This window comes from Ilumatobacter fluminis (genome assembly GCF_004364865.1).
GTDB lineage: Bacteria > Actinomycetota > Acidimicrobiia > Acidimicrobiales > Ilumatobacteraceae > Ilumatobacter > Ilumatobacter fluminis.
In genome coordinates, this window is record NZ_SOAU01000001.1 from 3,402,503 (window position 1) to 3,426,769 (window position 24,267).

27 protein-coding genes are annotated in these 24,267 nt (G+C 68.2%); 9 read left to right on the plus strand and 18 right to left on the minus strand.

Features of this window, described 5'->3' with window-relative positions; genetic code table 11:
* Positions 1 to 10 precede the first annotated feature (10 nt).
* Both lysS and dapD read left to right on the plus strand, forming a co-directional pair.
* Positions 11 to 1,486 carry a lysine--tRNA ligase gene (gene lysS, locus BDK89_RS15395; RefSeq protein ID WP_341785689.1) on the plus strand — a complete coding sequence of 492 codons (1,476 nt, stop codon included), beginning with the start codon at positions 11 to 13 and terminating at the stop codon, positions 1,484 to 1,486.
* Positions 1,483 to 2,427, plus strand: a complete 945-nt coding sequence (gene dapD, locus BDK89_RS15400) for a 2,3,4,5-tetrahydropyridine-2,6-dicarboxylate N-succinyltransferase (RefSeq protein ID WP_133869794.1) — start codon at positions 1,483 to 1,485, stop codon at positions 2,425 to 2,427. Before lysS ends, dapD begins: the two co-directional genes overlap by 4 nt.
* 17 nt (positions 2,428 to 2,444) lie before the next feature.
* Here the strand turns inward: dapD and BDK89_RS15405 are convergent, their stop codons facing one another.
* From BDK89_RS15405 to BDK89_RS15425, 5 genes are all read right to left on the minus strand, one after another.
* Positions 2,445 to 2,729: a hypothetical protein gene (locus tag BDK89_RS15405; protein ID WP_133869795.1), complete on the minus strand. Its 285-nt coding sequence runs from the start codon at positions 2,727 to 2,729 to the stop codon at positions 2,445 to 2,447.
* Between the two features lie 10 nt (positions 2,730 to 2,739).
* The gene (locus BDK89_RS15410) at positions 2,740 to 3,585 is read right to left on the minus strand and encodes a carbohydrate kinase family protein (protein WP_166657613.1); all 846 of its coding nucleotides are present in this window, start codon (positions 3,583 to 3,585) and stop codon (positions 2,740 to 2,742) included.
* A 93-nt stretch (positions 3,586 to 3,678) separates the two neighbouring features.
* Positions 3,679 to 4,899, minus strand: a complete 1,221-nt coding sequence (locus BDK89_RS15415) for a glycine betaine ABC transporter substrate-binding protein (RefSeq protein ID WP_166657614.1) — start codon at positions 4,897 to 4,899, stop codon at positions 3,679 to 3,681.
* Positions 4,900 to 4,960: 61 nt separating this feature from the next.
* Positions 4,961 to 7,126: an ABC transporter permease gene (locus BDK89_RS15420; RefSeq protein WP_133869798.1), complete on the minus strand. Its 2,166-nt coding sequence runs from the start codon at positions 7,124 to 7,126 to the stop codon at positions 4,961 to 4,963.
* Positions 7,123 to 8,334, minus strand: coding sequence for a quaternary amine ABC transporter ATP-binding protein (locus BDK89_RS15425; RefSeq protein ID WP_133869799.1), 1,212 nt, complete (start codon positions 8,332 to 8,334; stop codon positions 7,123 to 7,125). The genes BDK89_RS15420 and BDK89_RS15425 overlap by 4 nt, the downstream gene beginning before the upstream one ends.
* A 162-nt stretch (positions 8,335 to 8,496) precedes the next feature.
* Here BDK89_RS15425 and BDK89_RS15430 point away from each other — a divergent pair, with 162 nt between their 5' ends.
* Positions 8,497 to 9,363, plus strand: coding sequence for a DMT family transporter (locus tag BDK89_RS15430; RefSeq protein ID WP_133869800.1), 867 nt, complete (start codon positions 8,497 to 8,499; stop codon positions 9,361 to 9,363).
* A gap of 15 nt (positions 9,364 to 9,378) precedes the next feature.
* On the opposite strand, the gene BDK89_RS15435 is transcribed toward BDK89_RS15430, so the two are convergent.
* Positions 9,379 to 10,590: an MFS transporter gene (locus BDK89_RS15435; protein WP_133869801.1), complete on the minus strand. Its 1,212-nt coding sequence runs from the start codon at positions 10,588 to 10,590 to the stop codon at positions 9,379 to 9,381.
* Between the two features lie 55 nt (positions 10,591 to 10,645).
* Positions 10,646 to 12,031 (minus strand): aminotransferase, encoded by a 1,386-nt coding sequence (locus tag BDK89_RS15440; RefSeq protein WP_133869802.1) that lies wholly within the window; start codon positions 12,029 to 12,031, stop codon positions 10,646 to 10,648.
* A 40-nt stretch (positions 12,032 to 12,071) separates the two neighbouring features.
* Between BDK89_RS15440 and ligD the strand changes: the two genes are divergently transcribed.
* Positions 12,072 to 13,097, plus strand: coding sequence for a non-homologous end-joining DNA ligase (gene ligD, locus BDK89_RS15445; RefSeq protein WP_133869803.1), 1,026 nt, complete (start codon positions 12,072 to 12,074; stop codon positions 13,095 to 13,097).
* 32 nt (positions 13,098 to 13,129) lie between these two features.
* Here ligD and BDK89_RS15450 read toward each other — a convergent pair whose 3' ends face one another.
* Genes BDK89_RS15450 through BDK89_RS15470 form a run of 5 tightly spaced genes read right to left on the minus strand, consistent with a single transcriptional unit; the run spans position 13,130 to position 16,438 of the window.
* Positions 13,130 to 14,236, minus strand: coding sequence for a WD40/YVTN/BNR-like repeat-containing protein (locus BDK89_RS15450; RefSeq protein ID WP_133869804.1), 1,107 nt, complete (start codon positions 14,234 to 14,236; stop codon positions 13,130 to 13,132).
* Position 14,237: 1 nt separating this feature from the next.
* Positions 14,238 to 14,507 carry a MoaD/ThiS family protein gene (locus BDK89_RS15455; protein ID WP_133869805.1) on the minus strand — a complete coding sequence of 90 codons (270 nt, stop codon included), beginning with the start codon at positions 14,505 to 14,507 and terminating at the stop codon, positions 14,238 to 14,240.
* 33 nt (positions 14,508 to 14,540) lie between these two features.
* A complete protein-coding gene (locus BDK89_RS15460) occupies positions 14,541 to 15,020 on the minus strand; it encodes a nitroreductase family deazaflavin-dependent oxidoreductase (protein WP_133869806.1) in 480 nt (159 codons plus the stop codon).
* A gap of 54 nt (positions 15,021 to 15,074) precedes the next feature.
* Positions 15,075 to 15,539 carry a universal stress protein gene (locus BDK89_RS15465; protein WP_133869807.1) on the minus strand — a complete coding sequence of 155 codons (465 nt, stop codon included), beginning with the start codon at positions 15,537 to 15,539 and terminating at the stop codon, positions 15,075 to 15,077.
* Positions 15,536 to 16,438: a DMT family transporter gene (locus BDK89_RS15470; protein ID WP_133869808.1), complete on the minus strand. Its 903-nt coding sequence runs from the start codon at positions 16,436 to 16,438 to the stop codon at positions 15,536 to 15,538. The genes BDK89_RS15465 and BDK89_RS15470 overlap by 4 nt, the downstream gene beginning before the upstream one ends.
* 75 nt (positions 16,439 to 16,513) lie before the next feature.
* Between BDK89_RS15470 and BDK89_RS15475 the strand changes: the two genes are divergently transcribed.
* Together BDK89_RS15475 and BDK89_RS15480 are read left to right on the plus strand one after the other, a co-directional pair.
* The gene (locus BDK89_RS15475; protein ID WP_133869809.1) at positions 16,514 to 17,218 is read left to right on the plus strand and encodes a pirin family protein; all 705 of its coding nucleotides are present in this window, start codon (positions 16,514 to 16,516) and stop codon (positions 17,216 to 17,218) included.
* 20 nt (positions 17,219 to 17,238) lie between these two features.
* Entirely contained in the window at positions 17,239 to 17,796 is a 558-nt protein-coding gene (locus BDK89_RS15480; protein ID WP_133869810.1) for a nitroreductase family protein, read from the plus strand.
* 4 nt (positions 17,797 to 17,800) lie between these two features.
* Here the strand turns inward: BDK89_RS15480 and BDK89_RS15485 are convergent, their stop codons facing one another.
* Together BDK89_RS15485 and BDK89_RS15490 are read right to left on the minus strand one after the other, a co-directional pair.
* Positions 17,801 to 18,184, minus strand: coding sequence for a nitroreductase/quinone reductase family protein (locus BDK89_RS15485; RefSeq protein WP_133869811.1), 384 nt, complete (start codon positions 18,182 to 18,184; stop codon positions 17,801 to 17,803).
* A 14-nt stretch (positions 18,185 to 18,198) separates the two neighbouring features.
* Positions 18,199 to 18,582, minus strand: a complete 384-nt coding sequence (locus tag BDK89_RS15490) for a RidA family protein (protein ID WP_243839184.1) — start codon at positions 18,580 to 18,582, stop codon at positions 18,199 to 18,201.
* A 66-nt stretch (positions 18,583 to 18,648) separates the two neighbouring features.
* On the opposite strand from BDK89_RS15490, the gene BDK89_RS15495 reads away from it, so the two are divergent.
* Positions 18,649 to 19,383: a DinB family protein gene (locus BDK89_RS15495; RefSeq protein ID WP_133869813.1), complete on the plus strand. Its 735-nt coding sequence runs from the start codon at positions 18,649 to 18,651 to the stop codon at positions 19,381 to 19,383.
* 30 nt (positions 19,384 to 19,413) lie between these two features.
* On the opposite strand, the gene BDK89_RS15500 is transcribed toward BDK89_RS15495, so the two are convergent.
* The 4 genes from BDK89_RS15500 to BDK89_RS15515 form a co-directional block, all read right to left on the minus strand.
* The gene (locus tag BDK89_RS15500; protein WP_133869814.1) at positions 19,414 to 20,079 is read right to left on the minus strand and encodes a GNAT family N-acetyltransferase; all 666 of its coding nucleotides are present in this window, start codon (positions 20,077 to 20,079) and stop codon (positions 19,414 to 19,416) included.
* Between the two features lie 48 nt (positions 20,080 to 20,127).
* A complete protein-coding gene (locus tag BDK89_RS15505; RefSeq protein WP_133869815.1) occupies positions 20,128 to 21,021 on the minus strand; it encodes an NAD-dependent epimerase/dehydratase family protein in 894 nt (297 codons plus the stop codon).
* 151 nt (positions 21,022 to 21,172) lie between these two features.
* Complete coding sequence (locus BDK89_RS15510; RefSeq protein ID WP_243839255.1) at positions 21,173 to 21,679, minus strand: P-loop nucleotide/nucleoside kinase family protein; 507 nt, start codon at positions 21,677 to 21,679, stop codon at positions 21,173 to 21,175.
* Between the two features lie 75 nt (positions 21,680 to 21,754).
* Entirely contained in the window at positions 21,755 to 22,150 is a 396-nt protein-coding gene (locus BDK89_RS15515) for a hypothetical protein (RefSeq protein WP_133869817.1), read from the minus strand.
* A 128-nt stretch (positions 22,151 to 22,278) separates the two neighbouring features.
* Between BDK89_RS15515 and BDK89_RS15520 the strand changes: the two genes are divergently transcribed.
* Both BDK89_RS15520 and BDK89_RS15525 read left to right on the plus strand, forming a co-directional pair.
* The gene (locus BDK89_RS15520; protein ID WP_166657615.1) at positions 22,279 to 23,583 is read left to right on the plus strand and encodes an HNH endonuclease signature motif containing protein; all 1,305 of its coding nucleotides are present in this window, start codon (positions 22,279 to 22,281) and stop codon (positions 23,581 to 23,583) included.
* A gap of 129 nt (positions 23,584 to 23,712) precedes the next feature.
* On the plus strand, positions 23,713 to 24,240 hold the full coding sequence (locus tag BDK89_RS15525; protein WP_133869819.1) for a hypothetical protein: 528 nt from the start codon (positions 23,713 to 23,715) through the stop codon (positions 24,238 to 24,240).
* The last annotated feature ends 27 nt before the right edge of the window (positions 24,241 to 24,267 follow it).

Genomic DNA, 24,267 nt, shown 5'->3' on the forward strand with positions numbered 1-24,267 from the left:
CGGGAGCGGCCTGGCCGCCGAGAAGCAGCGCCGCCAGGGTCGCGTCGACGAGATCCGTGACCGTGGCGACAACCCGTATCCCTACCGGTTCGACCGGTCGCACAGCCTCGCCGAGGTTCGTGCGTCACACGGCGCGCTCGAGCCGGGCGCCGAGACCGACGACGAGGTCACCGTCGCCGGCCGCATCATGCTCAAGCGCGACACCGGCAAGCTGGTGTTCGCCACCGTCCAGGACCGCACCGACCGGATCCAGCTGTTCATCTCGAAGGCGGTCGTCGGCGACGACGCGTTCGCCGACATCAAGGAGCTCGACATCGGCGACTGGGTCGGCGTGCACGGCACGGTCATGACGACCCGAGCCGGCGAGCTGTCGGTCAAGACCGACCGGGTCGAGCTGCTCTCGAAGGCGATCCGCCCACTGCCCGACAAGTGGCACGGCCTGACCGACACCGACACACGGTTCCGCCAGCGCTACGCCGACCTGATCGTCAACGACGAGGCGCGTCGGCACTTCCGGATCCGCCACGAGGTCATCTCGTCGTTCCGTCGAACCCTCGCCGCCGAAGGCTTCATCGAGGTCGAGACGCCGGTCCTGCACGTCGAGGCGGGCGGTGCCCACGCTCGGCCGTTCGACACGCACCACAACGCGCTCGACATGCCGCTGTACCTGCGGATCGCCCTCGAGCTGCACCTCAAGCGCCTGATCGTCGGCGGCATGGAGAAGGTCTACGAGATCGGCCGTGTGTTCCGGAACGAGGGCATCTCGACCCGGCACAACCCCGAGTTCACGATGATGGAGCTCTACCAGGCCTTCGCCGACTGGACCGACGTGATGGCGATCACCGAACGCCTCATCACCGCTGCCGCTCGCGACGCGCTGGGCACGAGCGAGATCGAGATCCGCGGAGACACGGTCGATCTGGCCGATCCATGGCCCCGGTTGTCGATGTGCGGCGCCGTCTCCGAGGCCGTCGGGACGACGGTGCACCCGTCGCAGCCGGTCGACGACGTGCGTGCGCTGGCCGACCGGCACGGTGTCTCGTACGAACCCTCGTGGGGTTCGGGACGGATCATCGAGGGCCTGTTCGAGAAGCTGTGCGAGGCGAACATCGTCCGCCCGACGTTCGTGACGGGCCATCCGGTCGAGATCTCGCCGCTCGCACGTGTCGATCGCGACGACCCGTACGTCACCGAGCGGTTCGAGCTGTTCGTCGATTCCCGCGAACTCGCGAACGGCTACTCCGAGCTGAACGATCCGGTCGAGCAGCGGCTGCGCTTCGAGGACGAACAGGCCGCCAAGGAGGCCGGCGACGCCGAGCGCGGCACCGTCGACGAGGACTACCTGCGAGCCCTCGAATACGGCATGCCGCCCACCGGCGGTCTCGGCATCGGCATGGACCGCGTGGCGATGTTGCTCGCCGGCGTGGAGTCGATCCGTGAAGTCGTCCTCTTCCCGACCCTCCGACCCGAGCAGGAGATCTCATGACACGCATGGCCTGGGGCGCCGGTTTCACCACCGAAGCCGCCGACGGTTCGACCCTCGACGCCTGGTTCCGCTGGTTCGACTGGGGTGAGTTCGGCGACGACGAGATGACCACGGCGTACCCCGATCTCGACGATCAGCTCGGCATGCGAGAGACCACCGACGAACTCCGCAACGTGACGGTCCGGCCGATCCGGCTGACCATCGACGTCGACGAGGCGCCCGCCTCCGCGGCCGACGCCTACCTCCGGCTGCACCTGCTGTCGGGACGCCTCGCCAGGCCGCACTCGATCAACATGGACGGCATCTTCGGCGCACTCAACAACGTGGTGTGGACCGACATCGGCCCGGTCGCCGTGGCCGAGCTCGACGACACCCGAATGCGTGTACGCGCCAAGGGCCACACGCTGCAGGTGCTCGGGGTCGACAAGTTCCCGAAGATGCTCGACTACGTCGTGCCGTCGGGTGTCCGCATCGCCGACTCGTCACGCGTCCGGCTCGGCGCACACCTGGCCGAGGGCACCGTCGTGATGCACGAGGGATTCTGCAACTTCAACGCCGGCACGATCGGCACCTCGATGGTCGAAGGGCGCATCTCGGCCGGCGTGGTGGTCGGCGACGGCAGCGACATCGGTGGTGGCGCCTCGATCATCGGCACGCTGTCGGGCGGCGGCAAGGAAGTGATCTCGGTCGGCGAGCGATGCCTGCTCGGCGCCAACGCCGGCATCGGGATCAGCCTCGGTGACGACTGCACCGTCGAGGCCGGTCTCTACATCACCGCTGCCACGCCGGTCTCGACGCCTGACGGTGTCGTGAAAGCTCGCGAGCTGTCCGGTATCACCGGGACGCTCTTCTACCGTGACGGCCAGACCGGTCAGGTCATCGCCCGGCCCCGCACGCAGAGCTGGGGCGAGCTCAACGCCGCCCTGCACGCCAACGACTGACGTTCGAGCGACCGACTTCAGCGATCCTGGTGCGCCGGCGGGTAGCCGGTGATCTCCTCGATCACCTCTTCGGCTTCCCGACGGCGGGGCTCCATCACGAAGATGCGCGCCATCGGCTGGATCGACCCGCCGCGGTAGTGCGAGCTGAAGTCTTCGCTGACGACGGCGGGGATGTCGCGTTCGAGCAGCTCGTGCAGCACCATCTGCGACTGCCACAGCGGGAGCCACGCGACCTCACACGATCGTTCCGGGTCGGGCGGTTTCGGTGGATGTTTCCCGAAGATCCAGTGGAAGATCCCCATCGGGCCGACGCTAGCGCCCGGCGCCGCGTTCGACGAGGAGCTCGTGCGCTGCTGCGTGCCCGGCGGCGGCCGCACCGGCGAGATCGACCGACCAGTCGGCGTGTCCCAGGAATCCGGCGGCGAACGCGTCGCCCGCTCCGGTCGTGTCGGCGACGGAGCCGACCGGGATCGACGGCACCTCGAACGACCCGCAGTCGACCGGGTACACCACGCACGAAGCCGCACCCCGTTTGACGACCGTTGCGGCGCCGGCGAACGGGCCGTCGATCCCGACCGTTGCAGCTTCGTCGGCGTTGGCGAACACCACGGAGGGCCGCAGGTCGGCGATCATCGCGTCGACACCGCCGATCCCGGCATCGGCCAACAACGTGGTCGACGACAGGTCGATACTGAGCGGTACCCCACGCTCGGCCGCCAGCGCCGCCAACCGGCGCGAGGTCGTCGCGATCGGCTCGTCGAGCAGCGAGTAGAAGGTCAGGTGGAGTGCCGTCGCCCCCTCGAGCCAGGCCGACTCGACGCCGTCGAGGGCACGTGCCGAACCGCGATCGACGAGCATGGTTCGCTCCCCCTCGCTGTCGACCAGCACGACGATCGAGGCCGAACGCCCATCACGACGGACGAAACTCACGTCGACGCCGTCGCGTGCCAGTTCGGAGATCAGGCGCATCCCGACCGAGTCGGTACCGACCTGGCCGATGAACCGGGCCGGTCCGGTCCGGGCGAAGCGGGCAGCCACGTTGGCAGCGCTCCCGCCGCGGCGGTGGAAGATCCGAGCGTGCGTGTCGGCCGCCTCGTTGATGGGTTGGTCGAGGTCGACCACGATGTCGTCGACGAGATCTCCGAGCGTGACCAGCACGGCGTCACCGTACCGAACCAGAACGCGGAACGACCGGCCCCGCAGGGCCGGTCGTTCGCTCGACCTCGAGCGAGGTCGTCAGGGTGTGGTTCGTCAGCCGGCGGCGCGGGCGGTCTCGAGCCAGCCGTCGACGACGTCGCGGTTGTCCTCGATCCACTGAGCGGCGAGCTCGGTGACGTCGGCGCCGTCAGCCATGTCGACGTTCATCAGCGACACTTCGACGACGTTCATCTGGAACTGCTCGAGCAGCGACTGCGCGGCCGGGTTGGCCTCGAGCCACTCGGTGTTGGTCGTCGCCTGGATGTCGGCGGCGATCCAGCCGAGCTGGCAGGTGCCGTCGACCGAGCCGGGGCACTGCTCTTCACCGATGGTGGCGGTGCCGGGCAGCTGGTTGTGGCCTTCGCCACCCTCGACGCCGAGCGGGTTCGAGTCGTCGATGACCTCGTCGACCGTCAGCCAGTAGACGTTCTCACCGGGGATGAGCTGGGTGATGTAGGCGCTGGGCGTCCAGGTGTAGATCACCATCGGCTCACCGGCGTTGGCCTTCGTGACGGCCTCGGCGACCATCGCGTCGTAACCGGCGACGACCTGGGCGATGTTCTCCCAGCCCGAGAACGCGATCTGCGACTGGATGATGTCGTCGCAGGTGTAGCTCTCCTGGCAGCCGTAGATGTCGGCGACGCCGTTGTTGGGCGTCGGGTCCTGAGCGTCGTACGCGGCGAGCGCGTCCGGGTTGTCGTTCAGGTCGTCGAGCGAGTACACGCCGTACTCGTCGGCGAAGTCCTTGGTGATGAGGTAGCCCTGGAGGCCACCGGCCATCATCATCTCGCCGACCACCGTGAGGTGGTCACCGACGGTCGAACCGTCCGGCAGCTCGTTGGCCAGCCACGAGTTGTGGCCGGGGTACCAGCTGTTGATCCAGAAGTCGGCGTCGCCCTGTGCCATCGCGATGTAGGCGTTGGCGGGGCCGAGCTCGAGGTCGGCCGGGTCGGAGACGTCGTAGCCGAGCTCCTCGAGGAGGTTGTGGGCGACGTAGGCGTTGGGGTCTTCGGTGACCCAGTCGGCCTTCGCCATCGTCACGCTGACGCCCTCACCGGGCATCGCCATGTCGCCACCGGCGTCGGCGTCGTCACCGGCGTCGGCATCGTCATCGTCGTCGGCGTCGGCGTCGGCGTCGTCGTCGTCACCGGCGTCCGCGGTGGTCTCTTCGGTTTCGTCGTCGGCCGAATCGCTGTCGTCGTCACTGCCGCAGGCGGCGAGGACGAGACCGAGCGAGACAGCGACGGCGGTGAATGCAGTGCGCTTCTTGGTCATGATGTGGAACCCTCCCATGGGTTGGTTGTGGGGGTGTCACTCGGTGTGCAGTTCACGCTGCTCACGTCGCGACGGTGGTGCGCACGTCCGAACCGGCGGGATCGGCCGAGACGGGCGCAGACTGGTCGGCGTCGAGGACGAGTTCGCGGTAGACGTGCGAACGCTCGAAGCCGGCGATGACGGTGTTTCCGGCGGCGATCAACATGAAGCCGGCGAGGCCGCCGATCATGGCGCCGACGCCACTGTAGAAGTTCGGGTCGGTGGCACGGGCGAGACTGCCCACCCAGCCGACGGCGATCAGGAGCACGCCGGCACCGAGGCCCATGGCGATTGCGCCACCGAGCCACTGGCGGCGATCACCGAGGCCGAGGGCGCCCGCCGCCGCAGCAGCAGCCAGCGCACCTCCGGCGGTGAAGATCAGGGTCCAGGTGCCGAGGCCGGGGCCGTCGGACGACTTGCCGTCGACGACGATCCGGTCGGCGGATGCGGCCCGGGCACGAACGATGAGGATCTCGTTGCTCGCCTCGGCCTGTCCGATCTCGCCGGCAGCAGCCTGCGCCAGGATGTCGTCGAGCTCGGCCTGGATCTCGGGCGTGATGACCGCATCGGCACGTTCGTCGAGCGTCCACATCGAGAACATCGAGACGACCGCGAAGATCACGCCGGTGATGCCGAGCACGATCGGCGCGAGCACGACCTTCGGCTTGAGCGGTCGGCGCGGGCCGTACGGGGCGATCTGCATCCACCGCAGCGAAGCCGCCGACGCCACGATGCCACCCACGATCGCGACCCAGAGGCCGATGCCGTTGGAGTAGCCGACCGTCAGCGGGCTCGGGGAGGTGAGGAGGTAGCCGACGGCGGTCACGAGACCGCCGACCGCACCGAGCAGCGCACCGTCGGGCGAGAGCCAGCGTCCGCCGGCCGAACCGACGAGGACGCGGATCGCCGCAACGATGACGAAGAGGCCCATCGCGGTGACCCCGAAGGCGAACCACGATCCGCCCTCGGCGGCCCAACCGGCGAACGATTCGCCCGGCAGTTCCTGGTCGGAACGGCGTGAGTAGCCCGTGAGCTTGGACGCGTCGTTCGCCCAGGTGAGGAAGAGCGACACGACCATGAGGACGCCACCGGCGATGGCCGCGTAGATGGCCGTCTTCTCACCACTGCCGACCGGGGCGATGCGACCTTCGTCGCTGTCGTCACCGTCGGGGGTGATCGAGGGGTCAGCCGCCTGCACGTCGGCCTCCGACGTGCGGAGTTCGGCGTTGAAGGCGGGATCGTCGAGCAGCACCTCGGGCTCACGGCGCGACTTCCAGGCGGTGGTGATGCGGGAGAACAGGTTCTTGTGACCGACCTCGGTCTGGGCGATGCGGTCGAGGATCACGGCGAGGATGAAGAACGCCAGACCGGACGATGCGGCGAGCGAGACGTCCTGCTGGCCGAGCGCACGGAACAGCAGACGACCGAGGCCACCGGCGCCCATGATCGCGGCGACGCCGAGCATCGAGAATGCGAGCAGCAGGGTCTGGTTGATGCCGGTCATGATCGCCGGACGAGCCAGCGGCAGCTGGACGTCGGTGAGGACTCGACGCTCGGGCGCACCGTAGGCGCGCGCCGCTTCGACCACGTCTTCGGGTACCTGTCTGATGCCCAAGTTCGTCAATCTGATCAACGGAGGCAGGGCGAAGATCATCGTCGCCATGGTGGCGCCGACGGCGCCGACGCCCCAGAAGTAGATGAACGGCAGCAGATACACGAACGAGTGGATGACCTGCATCGCGTCGAGGGTCGGCCTGAGGACTCCCCAGACCGAGTCCATTCGCCCGGCGAGGATGCCGAGTGGGATGCCGATGATGACGCAGAGGAGCACGGCGACGAGGATCAACCCGATCGTGCGGGCCGTCTCCTCCCAGTACTCGTTGCCGAGCAGGCCGCACACGACGAGGCCGGCGGCGGTGCCGACGGCCACGGTGAAGTTGCGGACGAGGAGCGCGATCACGAACATGATCCCGACGAGCCACAGCCACGGCATCTCGACGAGAAAGCCCTCGACGAAGTTGTCGATGAGGAACTCGAACGGCCAGGCGATCGCGTCGAGCAGGCCGCCGAGGTTGAGGGTGATCCAGTCGACCGCTTCTTCGGTCCACTGTCCGAACGGGATCGTGAACTCGTCGAGGACCTCGTTGTCGGTGACGGGCACCTGGTCGGCGGTGGCGATGAGACTCACAGGAACACCTCTCGTTCGAATCCGTCGATCAGGCTCTCGACGCGGCCCATCTCTTCCATGATGTGGCGTGGGTCGAGGTTGCCGACCAAGCGGCCGGACTCGTCGACGACGGCGATCGGGATGCCCCGACCGGCAGCCGCATAGACGGTGTTGAGCGTGTCCTCCGGGCGGCAGACGGCGAAGTCGGTGCGGAGAGCGTCGGACAGGTTGCTGCTGCCCATGCCCGACACGCGGATGCCGTCGCCCGTCGTGAGCACCGAAACGGGCTTGCCCTCGGCGTCGAGCACGAACGCACCGGATCGGTCGCCGAGGTGCTGGAGACCCTGCTGGACGGTGAGCGAGGGGTCGAGCGGCTTCGGTTCGACCATGATCTCGTTGACCTGGATGACACGGCCCTGGTCGACGTCCTGGACGAACTCGGCCACGTAACCGGTCGCCGGCTTGGTGAGGATGTCTTCGGGTGTGCCGATCTGGACGACGGCGCCGTCCTTCATGATGCAGACGCGGTCGCCGATGCGGAGCGCCTCGTTGAGATCGTGGGTGATGAACAGGATCGTCTTGTGGAGCTCGGCCTGGATCGCCATCATCTCGTCCTGCATCTGGCGTCGGATGAGCGGGTCGAGCGCGCTGAACGCCTCGTCCATCAGCAAGATGTCGGGGTCGGCGGCCAGTGCACGGGCGAGCCCGACGCGCTGCTGCATGCCACCCGAGAGTTCGGACGGGAGGTTCATGGCGTAGGGCTCGAGACCCACGAGCGAGAGCGCTCGCAGCGACGCCTTGTCGCGTTCGCGCTTGGCGATGCCCTGCACATTGAGCCCGTAGCCGACGTTGTCGATGACGGAGCGGTGTGGGAAGAGGGCGAAGTGCTGGAAGACCATGCCCATCTTCTCGCGGCGGAAGCTCTGCAGCTTCGAGCCGGTCATGGCCTGCACGTCCTCGCCGTCGACGAGCACCTCGCCGTCGGTGACCGTATGGAGCTGGTTGACGGTACGGATTGCGGTGGATTTGCCCGACCCGGACAAGCCCATCACCACAAAGATCTCACCTTCACGGACCGTGAAATTGACATCGGTGAGACCGACCACGTGGCCGGTGCGCGCTTGGACCTCGTCCTTGGGAACACCAGCTTTGGCGAGGTCGAGAGCTCGACCCCGAGGCTGATCACCGAAGATCTTGTACACGCCGCTGAGGCGGATTTTTTCTTTCAACCGAACTCCTTGCGCGACGGATAGATCGCTTCCGAATGAGAACCCCACTTGACCCTACAAAGAATCGGGAACCATCCCAAACGGGCGATATTTCCCGCCGCGCGCCCAGCGTGGTAGCGGCGGCACCTGTGTCGCCCGTCTGGGTGATGGCACACTGACCCGATGATCGACGACCGCCAGCGGGGGTGGGCGCTGGCAGCGTTCGGCATGTTGATGGTGTCGACCGACTCGCTGTTCATCCGAGCGGCCGACTTCGACGCGTGGACGATCGCCGTCGTGTTCGGCATCGCCTCGACGGTGTCGCTCGGCACGGTTGCGGCGGTGACGACACCCGAACCGCTGTGGCGAGCAGCGCGGGGCGCGCCCGGGCCGCTGTTGCTCGTCGCCGTGTTGGCGAGCACGAGCCAGCTCGCCTTCACGGGCGCCGTGAACAACACGGCAGTGTCGAACGTCGTCGTCATCGTGGCGGCCACCCCGGTCCTGGCCGCCATTTTCGCACGGATCGCGCTCGGAGAACGGACGGAGCGACAGGTGATCGTCGCGATCGTCCTCGTGATCGCCGGCATCGGCCTGGTGGTGAGCGGGTCCCTGGGCGAGCCGACGATCGACGGCGACCTGTTGGCGGTGCTCGCGATCGTGCTGTTCTCGATGAGTGTGATCGTCTGGCGACGCCACCCCGAACTGAACCGCCCGCTTGCGCTCGCTGCGAGTTCGGCGGCGATGGCGGTCATCGCGCTCCCGCTCGCCTCCCTCGGCGACGCCCCGTGGCGGGTCTTCGTCGCCGCCGGGGCGATGGGGCTGGTCTTCAACCCGATCGGACGGATGAGCTACTCGACGGCACCGAAGTACGCGCCGGCAGCCGAGGTCGCCCTGTTCGCGCCGGTCGAGACCGTGGCAGCCACCGCGTGGGCGTGGATCTTCTTCTCGGAGGCCCCGTCGATCCGCACCGTGATCGGTGGACTGATCGTGATCGGCGCCGTCCTGTTCGGCACCGTCGGCAACCGGCGAACGCGGGCCCGGCCCGCCTGACGTCAGCCGGCTGCGTCAGCGTTCGGCCTCGCCGGTCAGAGCAGTCGGCCGGAGCAAGCGGTCGTTCCACTCGGTGACGAGTGCCAAGCCCAACGCGGCCGGCAGGGCGAAGATCGCGATCGCCGAACCGACCGACAGGCTCGTGCCCGCCAGCCCACCGACGGCGACGGGCGTGATCAGGAACGCAACCCGGATGCCACCGCTCATCGCACCGAGGCCGGCGCCGCGCCGACCCGGCAGGCGGGCGGCATCGTCGTACAGCTTGGGCATGAAGGTGGCGACGCCCAGACCGACGAGGAAGAACCCGACCAGCGACACCGTCTGGTTCGGAACCAGCGACGCCGTGACGAAACCGACCGTGGCGATCGCGAGACTCAACCGGTGGAGGCCCATCCGTCCCAGGCGGGTCTGGAGCGAGTCCCCGCCGAAACGCATCGCCGTCATGCCGACGGTGTAGGCGACGAAGGCGGCGCTGGCGACGGCGGCGGTGGCGCCGAAGTCGTCGGTGAGACGGAAGGTGGCCCAGTCACCGCCGGTGATCTCCATCACGACGGCGAACATGCCGGCCGCCACGAGCAGCACCAGCGGGAGCCGGCTGGGTGCTCCGTTGCGACCGTTGACGGGCGCCGCCTCCGGTTCGCCGTGCCCCTCGAGGTCGGAGGTGAGCAGATGGTGCGTCACGAACGCCAGCGCAACGGCGGTCACGATCGCAACGATGAGGAGGTGGACGAAGGTCGACAGACCGGCGGCGTTGGCGGCGACGGCTCCCAACCCTCCGGACAGCATGCCGAGGCTCCACAGGCCGTGGAGGCGGTTCATGATCGGGGTGTGGCGGCGGGCGCTGATCCACGACCCCTGGAGGTTCATCGAGATGTCGACCAGCGCGTCGACGAAGACGTAGACGAACATGCCGATCAGCCACACGGCCGGTGAACGGGCACCGCCGATGATCGGGAGGCTGAGCACGAGCGCGACGGCGCCGGCCTGGAGGACTCGACGGGTCGTCGCGGTGTGGATGATTCGGCCGGCGAAGGCGCTACTCACGATCCCGACGCTCGCGGCGACGGTCATGAGGAGGCCGTAGCCGTCGACCGACACGCCGATGCGGTCGCGGAGCTGGGGTGCGCGTGCGATGAACGAGGCCGTCATCGCCCCGTTCACGAAGAACTGGGCCGCGACGGCGACCAGCGCACGCCGGTCGGTGGGAGAAAGCCGAGGTCGATCCATCCGGCCCGGAACGATACCGGTACAGAACGTCGGGCCGGGTGCCGGAGACCGCGGGTCAGCGGGCGTCGAGGTCGGCGCGGACGTCGACGATGGCGTCGCGCAGAGTCGCCACGACGCGGTCGATCTCGTCGCGGGTGATCACGAGCGGCGGCGACATGACGTTGAGATGCACCATGGGGCGCACGATCAAGCCCCTCGGCTCGCACGCGTTGGCCACGAGCTTGCCGACGTCGAGTTCCTCCGGGTACAGCTCCTTCGTCTCGCGGTCGGCGACGAACACGACGCACGCCATCAGGTGCGAGCCGCGCACCTCGCCGACCATCGGGAGGTCGGTGAGGGTCCGCAGCTGCTCCATGAAGTACGGGCCGACGTCGCGGACGTGCTCGAGCAGCCCCTCGCGCTCGATGATCTCGATGTTCTTGAGCGCCGCCGCACACGACACCGGATGCCCCGAGTACGTGTAGCCGACCGCGAAGTAGCGGTCGTGACCTTCTTCGGCGATCACGTCGTAGATCCGGTCGCTGATGATCGTTGCGCCGAGCGGGAGGTACCCCGAGGTGAGCCCCTTGGCCGAGGTGATGATGTCGGGCACGATCCCGAACACCGACTCGGAGGCGAACCACTCCCCCAGCCGGCCGAAGCCGGTGACGACCTCGTCGCTGACGTAGACGATCTCGTGCTCGGCACAGATCCGACGGACCCGCTGGAGGTAGTCGGCCGGCGGCAGGATGACACCGCCCGACCCCATGATCGGTTCGGCGAAGAAGGCGGCGACCTTGTCGGCGCCCAGTTCGGCGATCGTGGCCTCGAACTCGTCGACGAGATCGTCGGCGAACTCCTGCTCGGTGCGGCCGTTGCCGTGGTGGTAGTGGTCGGGCGACGACAGGTGATGGATCGTGTCGTCGATGTAGTCGAAGCCGGGCACCCGGTCGCCGGGCTTCCCGCCGATCGAGACGGCGGCGAAGGTCGTGCCGTGGTAGGCGTCGATCCGGCTGAGCACGTGGCGTCGCTCCGGTTGGCCCTTGGCGTACCAGTAGAACTGGATGGTGCGGTACGCGACGTCGATCGCCGTCGAACCACCGCTCGACAGGAAGACCCGGTTCAGGTCGCCCGGTGCGAGTTCGGCGAGCTTCTCGCAGAGACGCCCGGCGGGCACGTTCGTCATGTCGACGAACGGATTGGCGTAGGCGAGGTCACGCACCTGCTGGGCGATCGCGTCGGCCATCTCGTCGCGACCGAGGCCGACGTTGGTGCACCACATCCCGCCGACCGCGTCGATGTACGACCGCCCGTCGGTGTCGACCAGCTCGACGCCGGCACCGCGATCGATCGGGAGGACCTCGTCGACGAGATAGGTGTCGAACACCTGGTACGGATGGAAGAAGTGGCGGCGGTCGCGCTCGACGATCGCTCGGGTCGAGTCGGGGCCGACGTCGGTCATGCGCACATCGTGCCAGCTCGCGATGCCGTACGCTCCGCACATGGCGAAAGCGAACGAGTTCGGCGAACCGGTCGAGCTCGAGGCCGAGGGTCGGGCCGTCACGGTGACGAATCCCGACAAGGTGCTGTTCCCCAAGATCGCCGCCACGAAGCTCGATCTCGCCCAGTACTACCTGGCGGTCGGCGAGCCGCTGATGCGGTGGATCCGGAACCGGCCGGTGCTGCTCGAGCGGTACCCGAACGGGGTCGGCCAGAAGAGCTTCTTCCAGAAGCGGATCCCCGAGTCGGCGCCCGACTGGTTGACGACCACCACCGTGCAGACGATCAACGGCACGCCGTCACGGGCACTCGTGATCGCCGACCTGGCCCACGTGATCTGGGCCGCGAACATGGGGGTGCTCGGGCTACACGTCTGGCAATACACGGCCGACAAGCCGCAGTGGAGCGACGAGCTGCGGATCGATCTCGATCCGTCACCGGGCCAGACGTTCGACGACATCCGCGAAGCGGCGATGCTCGTCCGGCTCTACTTCGCCGAGCACGGCATCCGGTCGTACGTGAAGACGACCGGCAGCAAGGGCATGCACATCTATGTGCGCGTCGTCGACGGGTTCGACAGCTTCGCCGTGCGCGGCGCCTCGGTCGTGATCGCCCGCGACCTGGCCGATCAACACCCCGACGTGTTCACCGCCGAGTGGTGGAAGGAGCTGCGCGAGGGCAAGGTCTTCGTCGACTTCAACCAGAACGCTCCGCACAAGAACGTCTTCGGGGCCTGGGGCGTGCGGCCGCGGGTCGGCGCCCAGGTGTCGACGCCGATCGAGTGGGACGAGGTGATGAGCGTCGACCCCGACGCACTCACGTTGCGCACGGTGCCCGACCGGTACGCCGAGACCGGCGACCCGTGGCACGACATCGATGATCATCCGCAGGACATCGGTCCGTTCGTCGAGCGGTTCGCCGACCAGATCGCCGACGGCGTCCCCGACGCACCCTGGCCACCCGTGTACCCGAAGATGCCGAACGAGGCACCGCGAGTGCAGCCCAGCCGGGCCCGCAAGACGGAGTGAGATGCAGGTCGGTCGACGTCGACCGACCGGGCTCAGCAGAAGCGGACGGAGGCGATGGGCGGGAGGTTGCTCGACACCTCGTGCCAGTGGTCGCCACCGTCGCCGGTCCACCAGAGCGAACCGGTGGTCGATCCCATGAGGAGCTCGTCACCGGTGTCGTCGATGTCGAAGGCGTGGCGGTAGATCAGGTCGTAGGCCGGGCCGTCGGGAAGGCCTTGGTGGAGCACGTCGAACGTGGCGCCGCCGTCGCGGGTGCGGGTGACGACGAGTTTGCCGTCGACCGGCATCCGCACCTCGTCGCTGACGCCGGGTACGAACCATGCCGTTTCGGGGTCGGCGGGGTGCACTGCGACGGCGAAGCCGAAGGTCGACGGTCCGGCCTCGGTGATCTCGGTCCAGCGGTCGCCGTTGTCGGTCGAGCGGAAGATGCCGCAGTGGTGCTGCGTCCACAACATGTCGGGCGCTGCCGCACATCGCACGACACGGTGCGGATCTTGTGTGTCCGGGTCGTCGGCCTGGTCAGGCGGCACGAAGTCGGCCCGCATGCCGTGGGCGGCGATCGCCCAGGTAGCGCCGCCGTCGTCGGTACGCCACGCTCCACCACAGGAGACGCCGACGACGAGGCGACCCGGTCCACGGGGATCGATCGAGATCGAGTGGACGCCGGCGTCGTCGTAGCCGCCACCGAACCACTTCTGTCGTGACGGATGGTTCCACAGCGACTCCACGAGCTGCCAGGAATCGCCTCGGTCGCTCGACCGGAACAGACCGCCGGGGATCGTGCCGCACCACAATACGCCGGGTTCGTCGGGGTGGCCGGGTTCGACGATCCAGGCGAGCTGGGTCGCCCACTCGATCTCCTGCTGCGACATCGGGTTGAGCTCGCTCACGCCGTCCGGCTTGGGTGGGTACTCGGGTGCTGCGATCTCGGGCCAGGTGGCACCGCCGTCGTCGCTGCGGTGGAGGTGGACACCGAAGTGCCCGTGGTCGAGCGACGCGTACAGCGCACCGTCGCGGGGGTCGTGGACCGCGTTCGTCACTCGAACGCCGGGGAAGGCCGGATCGGAGAGCTGGAACGCGCCGTCGGTGGCGGTCAGGGTGAACAGGCCCTTGCGGGTACCGATCAGTGCAGTGGACATGTCAGCCTCCGGAGAGCGCTTGGAAGACGTGCACGGTGGCGTGCTCGCCGACGGGATCGGTCAATTCGGTGCGGTCGGTGATGAGGTCGCCGTCGACGAACAGAGCGACGTGTTTGCGGACGCCACCGGCGTCGTCGAGCACGTAGCCACGCACGACCGGGTGCCGGTCGAAATAGGCGTCGAGCACGGCGCGCAGGTTCGTTCCCGGCACCTCGGCGTCAGGACACTCGACGTGTCGCCGGAACGCCTTCGCGAACACGACCTCGGCCACGTCCCGACTGTACGCCACCGAGCGGACCCGTGATCACGGGACGTGAAAGGCGACCATGGGGATCTCACCCATCATGCGGGTGCGGTCAGCATCGGTGCCGTCGTACGAGACACCCATCACGTCATAGAGCTTGGCGGCCGTCTTGGGGTGCTCGCGCTCGTACACGGACATGAAGACGGAGGCTTCCTCTGCATCGAGGAAGCGGACGGTCGCATCGGCGTGACGGCTGTTCCCGACCCAGACCGCATCGAGCCCATCGGCCTGCAGGTTCCGGTACCAGTCGGCCTGCGGGCCGGTGCCCGAGGTGCAGATGTACTCATTCGCCTCGGGGTTGCGGCCGGCCACTTCGATCACCGTGCGGTACACGTTGCCGCTCGTGCGCCCCCGGTGCTCGAGCATCACGAATCGCTTTCCGAAGAGGAACCCGAGCTTGGCGCGAAAGAGGTACGTCGGTGCCTTGAGAAACCACTTGAGTGCGCCGGTGGGCTTCTTGCTCAGGTCGAGGAACGCCATGAGCCGGAACCTACACGGGCGACACCGTCACCCTGAGCCGTTCGGATTTCGCGATCAGCTGGGGTCCGGCACGACGACGACCGGGACGGGCGACATGCGCTGGATGTCGTCGCTGACCGAGTGGTGGAAGAGCCGTTCGATCCAGCCGCGATCGTGGGCCGACACGACGATGGCGTCGGCGCCGCAGTCGGTGGCTTCGTCGATGAGGGCGTCGGCGGGGTCACCGATCAGCCCGACGGCGGCGGCGTCGGGGCGGCCCGAGTCGGCGGCCGCCTGCTGGGCGACGGCACGGGCCGACTGTTTGGTTTCCTCGGGGTCGAGTTCGGTGTCGACCGGAGCGACCCCGACGGGAGCGACGCCGGCGGGGCCGTAGGCGCCGGGCGGCGTGAGCGGAACCGGGCGCGCCACGTGAGCGAAGCGAAGGGTGGCGTCGGGGAACAGCGAGGCGGCAGCGAGCGTGGCCCGCTTCGCGCCCTCCTCGGCATCGACGGCGATGAGGATGGTCGCTGGGTTCGTCATGGCCGCGCGGTACCCGAGCCGCGACGCCACGAAACGCCACGCCACGGGGCCGGCCGCGCTCCCCCACCGAGGGTGGCGAGGCCGAGCACGACGAGGCCGGCGCCGACCCAGCCGAACCAGGCGAGACGTTCGTCGAGGACGGTGACGGCCAAGATCGCTGCCGTGACCGGTTCGGCCAGGGTGAGGGTCGTGGCCGTCGCCGCCTCGACCGCTCGTAGGCCCCATCCGTACAGGACGTAAGCGAGAGATGTGCACGCCAGGCCGAGGTGGAGGGCCATCAGGAGGCCACCGGGTTCGGTCAGCCAGCCCATCGGTTCGATGAACAGGAGCGGGGCCAGCAGGAGGGCGCCGATCGAGAACTGCCATGCCGAGGCCTGGGTCGACCCGACACCGCGCTCGATCAGGCGGCGGGTCGCAATCGCGTACAGCGCATAGCCGAGGCCGGCCGTGAGCGAACCGAGGAGTCCGACGAGGCTGAAGCGGGCCCCCGACTCGCCGGCGAAGACCAACAGGCATCCGCCGGCGACGGCGAGTCCGGTGGCTCGCGCCCACGCCGCGGTGGGGCGCACTCCCATGCCCCACTGAACCACTCCGGCGAATGCGGGTCCGCTCCCGAGTGCCACGATCGTGCCGAGCGCGACCCCGAGGCGCTCGGTCCCGGTGAAGAAGCCGGGCTGGTACGCGGCGACACCGACGGCGCCGGTCGCGACCCATCGCCACTCGCGACGGATGGCCGAGGTGTGGGCGCCGCCGCGCACGAAGAGCCAAAGTCCGACCGCACCGATCGCGATCCGGACGGCGCCCACGCCGAGCGGAGTCGCCGCATCGGGGCCGAGCGCCTGCGCAGTGCCGGTCGAACCGAACAGCACGGCAGCGGCGAGGATGGCGACGACGTGCACGGTCGGCGATTGTGGCAGAGCCGAGCACGGAGCCCGTCAGGGAATATTGTTGCGAGCACAAGGGTTTGATTCGACATGACGACACTCGACATCCGGAGAGCCGACGAGCGGTTCGCCACCCAGCTCGACTGGCTCGACTCCAAGCACTCCTTCAGCTTCGGCCCCCACTACGACCCGGCGAACACCGGCTTCGGCCTACTGCTCGTCAACAACGACGACGTGGTCCGCGGCGGCACCGGGTTCGGCACGCACCACCACCGCGACATGGAAATCGTCACCTGGGTGCTGTCGGGCGCGCTCGAGCATCGCGACTCCGAGGGCAATCACGGGATCATCGAGCCGGGACAGGCCCAGCGCATGTCGGCCGGGTCGGGCATCCTTCACAGCGAGCACAATGCGAGCCCCGACGCCGACGTCCACTTCCTCCAGATATGGGTCCCACCCGACACCCGCGGCATCACGCCGGGCTACGAGCAGAACGAGGTCGGCGACGAACTCGATTCGGGCCGCCTGTTCCGGATTGCGTCCGGGAAGGGCGACGGCGCCGTCCACATCCATCAACAGGGCGCCGAGTTGTGGGGCGGCAGGGTGAGAGCGGGCGAGACCGTCGACCTGCCGACCGACCGCCACGTGCACGTGTTCGTGGCTCGCGGCGCCGGCACGCTGCAGCCCGGCGGGCTGCTCGCCACGGGCGACGCCGCACGGGTGACCGAACCCGACGGCCTGTCGTTCACCGCCGGCGACGACGGCGCCGAACTTTCGATCTGGGTGACCGCCTGACCGTCTGTCAGAGTGGGCACATGCAGTTGGACGAGTTCGCCGAACTGGTACGGAGCCGCCGGACGCACATGCTGGTCGATCAGGGCCGGGCGGTCCCCGACGTCCTGATCGACCGGCTGTGCGACCTGGCGACCTGGGCGCCCAACCACAAGCGCACCTGGCCGTGGAGGTTCGCCAGCTGCACCGGCGAGGCCCGGTTCGGGCTCGGCGAAGCCTTCGTCGCCGACATGATCGATCGCGACTTCGGCGACGACGGCAAGCGGGTGAAGACGATGACCAAGTACGGCCGCACCCCCGCCGTCCTGGTGGTGGGCTGCGCACCGCACGAGAACGCGTCGCTGCACGACGAGAACCGTGACGCCGTGGCGGCCGGTATCCAGAATCTGCTCCTCGGGGCGACGGCCGCCGGACTGGCCTCCTTCTGGTCCACGGCGCCGATCCTCGACGGGGAGCACTCGCTCGCCTTCTGCGGATTCGAGCCCGACGACCGGATCGTCGGCGTGATCTACCTCGGCTGGCCGGTTTCGACCGTCGACGCACCGGATCGCCCGCCGGTCGAGGTGACCCACCTGGGCTGAACCGTCAGCCGAACTCGATGGCGACGGCGGGGACGTCGTAGCACCAGGCGTCGTAGGTGAGGCCGATCGACGGATCGCCACCCCACACGTACTTGTCGCCCATCAGGTCGCCGACCCGGCGTCGCTCGTCGGGTTCGACCACGACTCGGGCATGGCCGAGATGGGTCGACCCGGCCAGCTTCACGACGACCTCCCGGTTGAACAGGAGGTTCTGGTACCAGTCAGCGCCGACACCGTTGCCCGAGATGAGATACATCGTCCCGCCGTCGACCCCGAACCAGATCTCGATCTCGTGCGGATTGCCGGTGTTGCGGCCGGTCGTCACGATGTCGCAGCAGTCGACGTCGGCGTGCTCTCCCAACCACGTGGCGATCGACCGTTCCGACATGGTGTCAGGGTAGGTCAGGCGGCGGCCACGACGGCGATCTCCATCCGCCACGCCGGTTGGGCGAGGGCGGGCACGGTCACCAATGTGGAGGCGGCCCGGTGGCCACCGAGGAAGCGGTCACGAGCGGCCATCACCTCGGCCAGCGGTTCGCCGACGACGGCGTAGGTGGTGACCGAGACGATGTCGGCCGGGCGCATGCCGGCCTGGTCGAGCATGGCGCCGATGTTCTGCCAGACGACCTCGGCCTGTTCGGCGATGTCGTCGGGCACGGTGCCGTCGGGTTGCACGGGTACGACGCCCGAGGTGTGCAGCCACTTCGAGGCGCCCTCGGTGACGACGGCGTGTGCGTAGTTGGCGGCGGGCGGAGCGATCGACGAGGGGTTCACGGCGCGGTTCACGACGCCGAGTCTCGCGCCGGCCGCCGCCGGTCTCCGCACCGCCTCGATCGCGGCAAGACTGAGGCGATGACGACCTCATCGGAATCGGGGGACTTCGAGGGGCAGGCGTTCGCCCGCACGAGCTTCCGGGGCGCGACCTTCCGATCGTGCGATCTCAGCGGCGTGACGATGCGCGCCGTCGACGCGAACGGGCTCGACATCGACGGCCACGACATCCCGTTCGGCAGCCTGTTCGTCAACGGTGTCGACGTCGTGCCGCTCGTCGAGGCCGAGCTGAACCGGCGCTACCCCGGCCGAGAGTTGCAGCACGCCGAGACGCCCGACGGGTTGCGCGAGGGTTGGGTGGCGGCCCAGGCGGCGTGGGCGGGAGTCGTGTCGGAGACACCGGTCGAGCTGCGAGACGCCCGCGTCGACGACGAGTGGTCGCTCGCCCAGACGCTGCGACACATGGTGCTCGTGACCGACGCCTGGCTGCGCGGCGGGATCATGCGGATCGAGCAGCCGTTCCACGAGATCGGCCAGATCTTCTCGAGTGCGGAGCGGATGGGTTTCGACATGACGATCTTCCGCACCGACGAGCCGTCGTTCGACGAGATCATGGCGGCGCGGGCCGAGCGGCAGCAGATGGTGACCGACTTCCTCGCCGACGTCACTCCGGAGTTACTCGCGGAGGAACGTGACAACCCGTGGGACCGTGATGGCGACTGGCACCCGTCGGTCGGTGACTGCGTCCGGGTGATCCTGGAGGAGGAGTGGGCGCACCTCCGGTACGCGCAGCGTGACCTCGCGCTCCTGCGCTGAGCCGAGTCGGCGACGGGTCGGCCCGTTCGTTCAGGCGATGTCGAGTTGTCGACGCAGGGCATCGACCCCGTCGACGGACGCCTCGTCGAGCCAGGTCGGACGCAACGATCGCCACCGCTCGGCTTCGAGCAGGACTCGCTGCTCTCGGCGTCGCTGCCCCTCGAACTCGTGGAACATCACGCCGTTCGGGAGGTAGCCGAGCCGTTCGGAGACGATGCGGGAAGCGTCGTTGCCGTCCATGTAGCCGGATTCGGCGGCAGCAGCACCGAAGTGATCGAAGGCCAACGAGAGCATGAGGCCTCGAGCTCGGGTGCCGATGCCGGAACCCCGGCGTGACGGAACGAGGAACGAGCCGCTGTTGATCGTGCGCCGCACCCTGAATGCTGCCGCCTCCAGACCTTGGATGCCGACGGGTTCGCCGTCGACGACGACGGTGAGGGTCAGGCCCCAGTCGTCGGGCGACATCGTGGCGCGTTGCCGCCAGATCCACTGGAGCTCGAGACGGGCCATCTCCTCGGCCGTGTCGGCCTGCATCGCCCGATAGAGGTTGGGCAGGAAGTACCGCTGGTCGGCCGGGAGCAGATCGGGGATCCACGACGCGATGTGCAACGCGTCGTCGTCGGTGACCGGTCGCAGCTCGAGGTCGTCGTGGCGCAGACGCAGCCCGAACGGCGGCCACGCGGTCGTGAGGTCCATGCCCGAGTGTCGCAGCTTCCAGCCGGGCGCCCCGGCGAGGTTTCGGGGTCAGGTGGCGCCGACGATGTCGCGCCAGGTGTGCTGCGGAGCGAACCCGACGAGTCGCTTGGCCTTGTCGTTGGCGTAGAAGGTCGTGTGGCCGTCGAGATCGGCGCGGCGCTCGACGCCGGCGTAGAAACGGTCGTACACCTCCTCGCTCGTGATACCGACCGAGGTGTCGTCGTTCGACACATTGAACACCTCGTAGCCGAGACCGTCGGTACGGAGACAGCACTCGACCATGTGGCCGAGATCGCGGGCGTCGATGTAGGCGAAGATGTTCCGGCGGCGGAGCGCCGGGTCGGTCACGTAGGCCGGGAACTGCTCGGCGTACTCGTGCGGCTCGATGACGTTGTTGATACGGAGGCCGTAGACATCGATGCCGGATCGGGCCTGGAACGAGCGGGCGGTGGCCTCGTTGACGACCTTCGACATTGCATAGCTGTCCTCGGGCACGGTCGGGTGATCCTCGTCGATCGGGACGTACTCGGGCCGCATCTCTCCGTCGGCGAAGCAGATGCCGTAGGTCGTCTCGGAGCTGGCGAAGATCACCTTGGGGATGCCGAGCCTCACGGCGGCGTCGAGCACGTTGTAGGTGCTGAGGACGTTGACGCGGTACGTCTCGTTGTCCGGGCAGATGAGGATCCGAGCGACCGCCGCGAAGTGGACGACGGCGTCGTAGGTCGGCACGCCGGTTCCCGGTTCGAGTTCGTCGAAGTCTGCGTAGGACGACAGGGCGTTGACGACCTGACCGGCGTCGGTGAGGTCGACGCGCAGATCGGGCACGCCGTCACGGCCGAGCGGCATGAGGTCGGCGTTCGTGACGCGATGACCCTGTGCGACGAGGTGGTCGATCGCGTACCGGCCGGCCTTGCCGCTCCCACCCGTGAAGAAGATGCGCATGCCGCCGATCCTACGAACCGTTCCCGGACGGCAGGGACGCGTCCGTCCATCGAGTTCCTTCGGGGCGGATGATCACGGCTCCCCGTCGAGGGAACAAGTCGACGAGCCGAGGGGGACCGACGCTCGACGAAACTCGCCGGGCCGGAGGCGACTATCGACCACCGGGGGGTTCGAGCCGACGCAGGATCTCCCCGACCACGTCGTCGGTCGGGCGGGTCGAGTCGACCACGAGGTCGACGTCGGGCCATGGTTCGTACGCCAGGTCGACGACGTCGTGCCAGGTCGGCAGGTCGTGCCCCGGCAGGTCGGCGGTGCGCTGCTCGACGCGTCGACGATGGACGTCGGCGTCGCCACAGACCACCTCGACCGACAGCAAACGGACGTCCAGTTCGTTCGCCAGATCGCTCCAGCCGCGTCGAGCCTCACCGACCGGGTTCACCGCATCGACGACCACGTGCAGCTGCTCGAGCAGCATGGATCGCACGACGTGATGAGCGATCTCGTATCCGGTCGCACCGAGTCCGCCCGGCGGGACCGGGCCCGTACGTTGCAAGCCGATCTCGATGGCATCGATCCGAACGAAGCTCGCTCCCGTTCGTCGACAGAGCGACCCCGAGATCGTCGTCTTGCCCACCCCGGGCAACCCTGCGAACACCATGAGCACGTCGACCAACGTAGGCGCTCGGGTCGTTCTCGGCGCTCCGCGACACCACGACGCCCGACGTGCACCGGCTCAGGGCGAGCGAGGTACCGAGAGTGCTGCCGCCATGCCTGGTGGGTCGTCGACGTCGAGAACGAGGCGGCGGAAGCCTCTGCGTGGTACCAGGTCGATGACGAGGAGCGGGCGCGTCGCGTCGCCGGCCGCGACCGCCCAGAACTGGTTGCCGGGAACGCCACGACCCAGCATCGTGCCGACCCGTCGACGGTTCGGGTGCTCGCGCCCGAGGTGGGTGCCGATGCCGACGGAACGATGGTCGATCAGCGTCTCGAGCTCGTGGCGTTCCTCGACCCGGGCACCGGACACGTCGGCCAGAGGCACAACGAGTCGGCCACGCAGGTTCATCGCTCGATCCCATCCGCTCAGCGCGATGACGAGTGCGTCGTCACGCCGACGAACGGAGAAACCCATCGACCCGTGCTAGCACGGGGCGCACTGACGCTCAGGCTCTCCGATGGTCGAAGAAATCTCGAGACTTCTTCGTCGGGAGGGTCTGGAATCGGGAAACTCTGTTACACCCCTTCGTCATGATGGGGTGTATGAGTTCTCCCGACCCCGCAGCTGAGTTGACCGCGATCTTCGCGGTCGATGTGGCTGCGGCTGATCCGACCGGTTGTGCTGCGGTGTTGGGTGCGACGCGTCGGTTGCGGGGGTTCATCGATCAGGTCGAAGCCACTGTGACGCGCCGGATGATCGAACTCCATGAGCAGCAGGGTGCAGCACCGGCTGCCGATGTGCACGCGCAGACCGGTGGTGTGTCATCGGCGGAGGGGAAGCGGAAGGAGCGTCGCTCGAAGACGTTGGATGAGGCGCCGTCGTTCGAAGACGCGTTGGGTGCGGGTGAGATCGGTGCCGAGCACGTCGACGCGTTGGCGAATGCCACAGCGAAGCTCGACGACGACGTGAAGCATGAACTGTTCGATCGTGAAGACGACCTCTTGGACGATGCGAGGCGTTTGTCGCCGGAGGAGTTCGGTCGGTCGGTTCGTGATCTGGCTCGGGTGATCGAGCGCGACAACGGCATCGAACGCTCGACTCGACAGCGGCGCAGCACGTTCCTGTCCCGCAAGACGAACACGGCGACTGGGTTGGTGGAGGGACGGTTCGCGCTCCATCCGGAACTGGCCAGCAAGGTGTTCGGGCCGGTCGACCGACACGTCTCGACGCTCATCAAGGAGGGCGCGGCCGCAGGGGATCCGGAGTGTGTCGACCGCAGCGTTGACCGCAACCGATTGGCGGCGGAGGCGTTGGGCGAGTTGGTCGCAGCCGGGAACCGGCATCTGCACCCGGGCACCGGTGACGTGACCTTGATCGCGGACGCTCACACGGTCGCCTCGGGTGATCTCACCGACGAATCGGTGTGTGAGACCGGTGACGGGTCAGCCGTGGCGCCGGCGACGGTGTCGCGGGTGATGTGCAACGCCCGCGTCACGGTCGTGTTCGTCGATGAACACGGTGTGCCGCTGTCGGCGGGGCGCACGGCACGCAACGCGAACCGTGCTCAACGGCGAGCGCTGCGGGCGATGTATCGGACGTGCGGGTTCGGGGACTGCGATGTTCCGTTCGATCGGTGCGAGATGCATCACATCGTCCCGTGGGAGCACGGTGGCAGCACCGATCTCGACAACCTCATCCCGCTCTGCTCACGACACCACCACGTCGTCCACGAAGGCGGCTGGACACTCGAACTCACCGACGATCGAACACTCACGGTCCGGCAACCCGACGGCCAGGTGTTCACGGTCAGTGAACCGGATGTACCGCCACAACGCCGCCGACGGCGAACGGTCGACGAACAGGAACCGGCACCGGAACGGGTGCGGGAGCGACAACCCGCAGCGTGACGCGCGCCGCCCGACCCCGAGCTCACCGACTCGAGAACCGACCGATCGACCCCAGCCCTGCGCTGGGGCGGCGGCGCGCCCCGAAGACCGCCGAAAGGTTGTCGAAAGGTCGGCGGGGATCATGGCCGCATGAAGCTGAACGAGCGGGTCCGCGGCATCGTCGCCGACGACCTCGAACCGGGTGAGCAGATCCAGGCCGTCGTCGGGCTGGCGAACCAGATCGGGACCGGACGGGTCTCGTCGGGCGGCACCGTCCACGGCAGCGGATCGTCGGCGCTCGGCACCCAGTACGCCCAGGACCGCGGTCTCGACCTCGACAACCCGAAGCTCCGCGCCGATCTCCTGGCTTCCTGGCTCACCGTCACCGATCGCCGACTCCTGTTCCACAAGCCGAAGCAGACGTCGATCCGACCGACGCCCGGCGCCCTGATCGAGGCGATCGACCGTGACGGCATCCGGCTCCACTGGTTCGACGCCAAGGGATACGGACTGTCCAACCGCGTGATCCACCTCGAGTTCCCCGACGGGCGACATCTGGTGTCGGCCACGATGCTGAAGGCGACCCTTCGACGCAAGCCGTACAACGACGAACCGTTCCTCCTCGTCGAAGCATTCGGCAACACCGGCGCCGAGGTCGTGACCGCCGAACGCTCCTGACCGCCGCTCGGGGCGAGCGCACGGGCG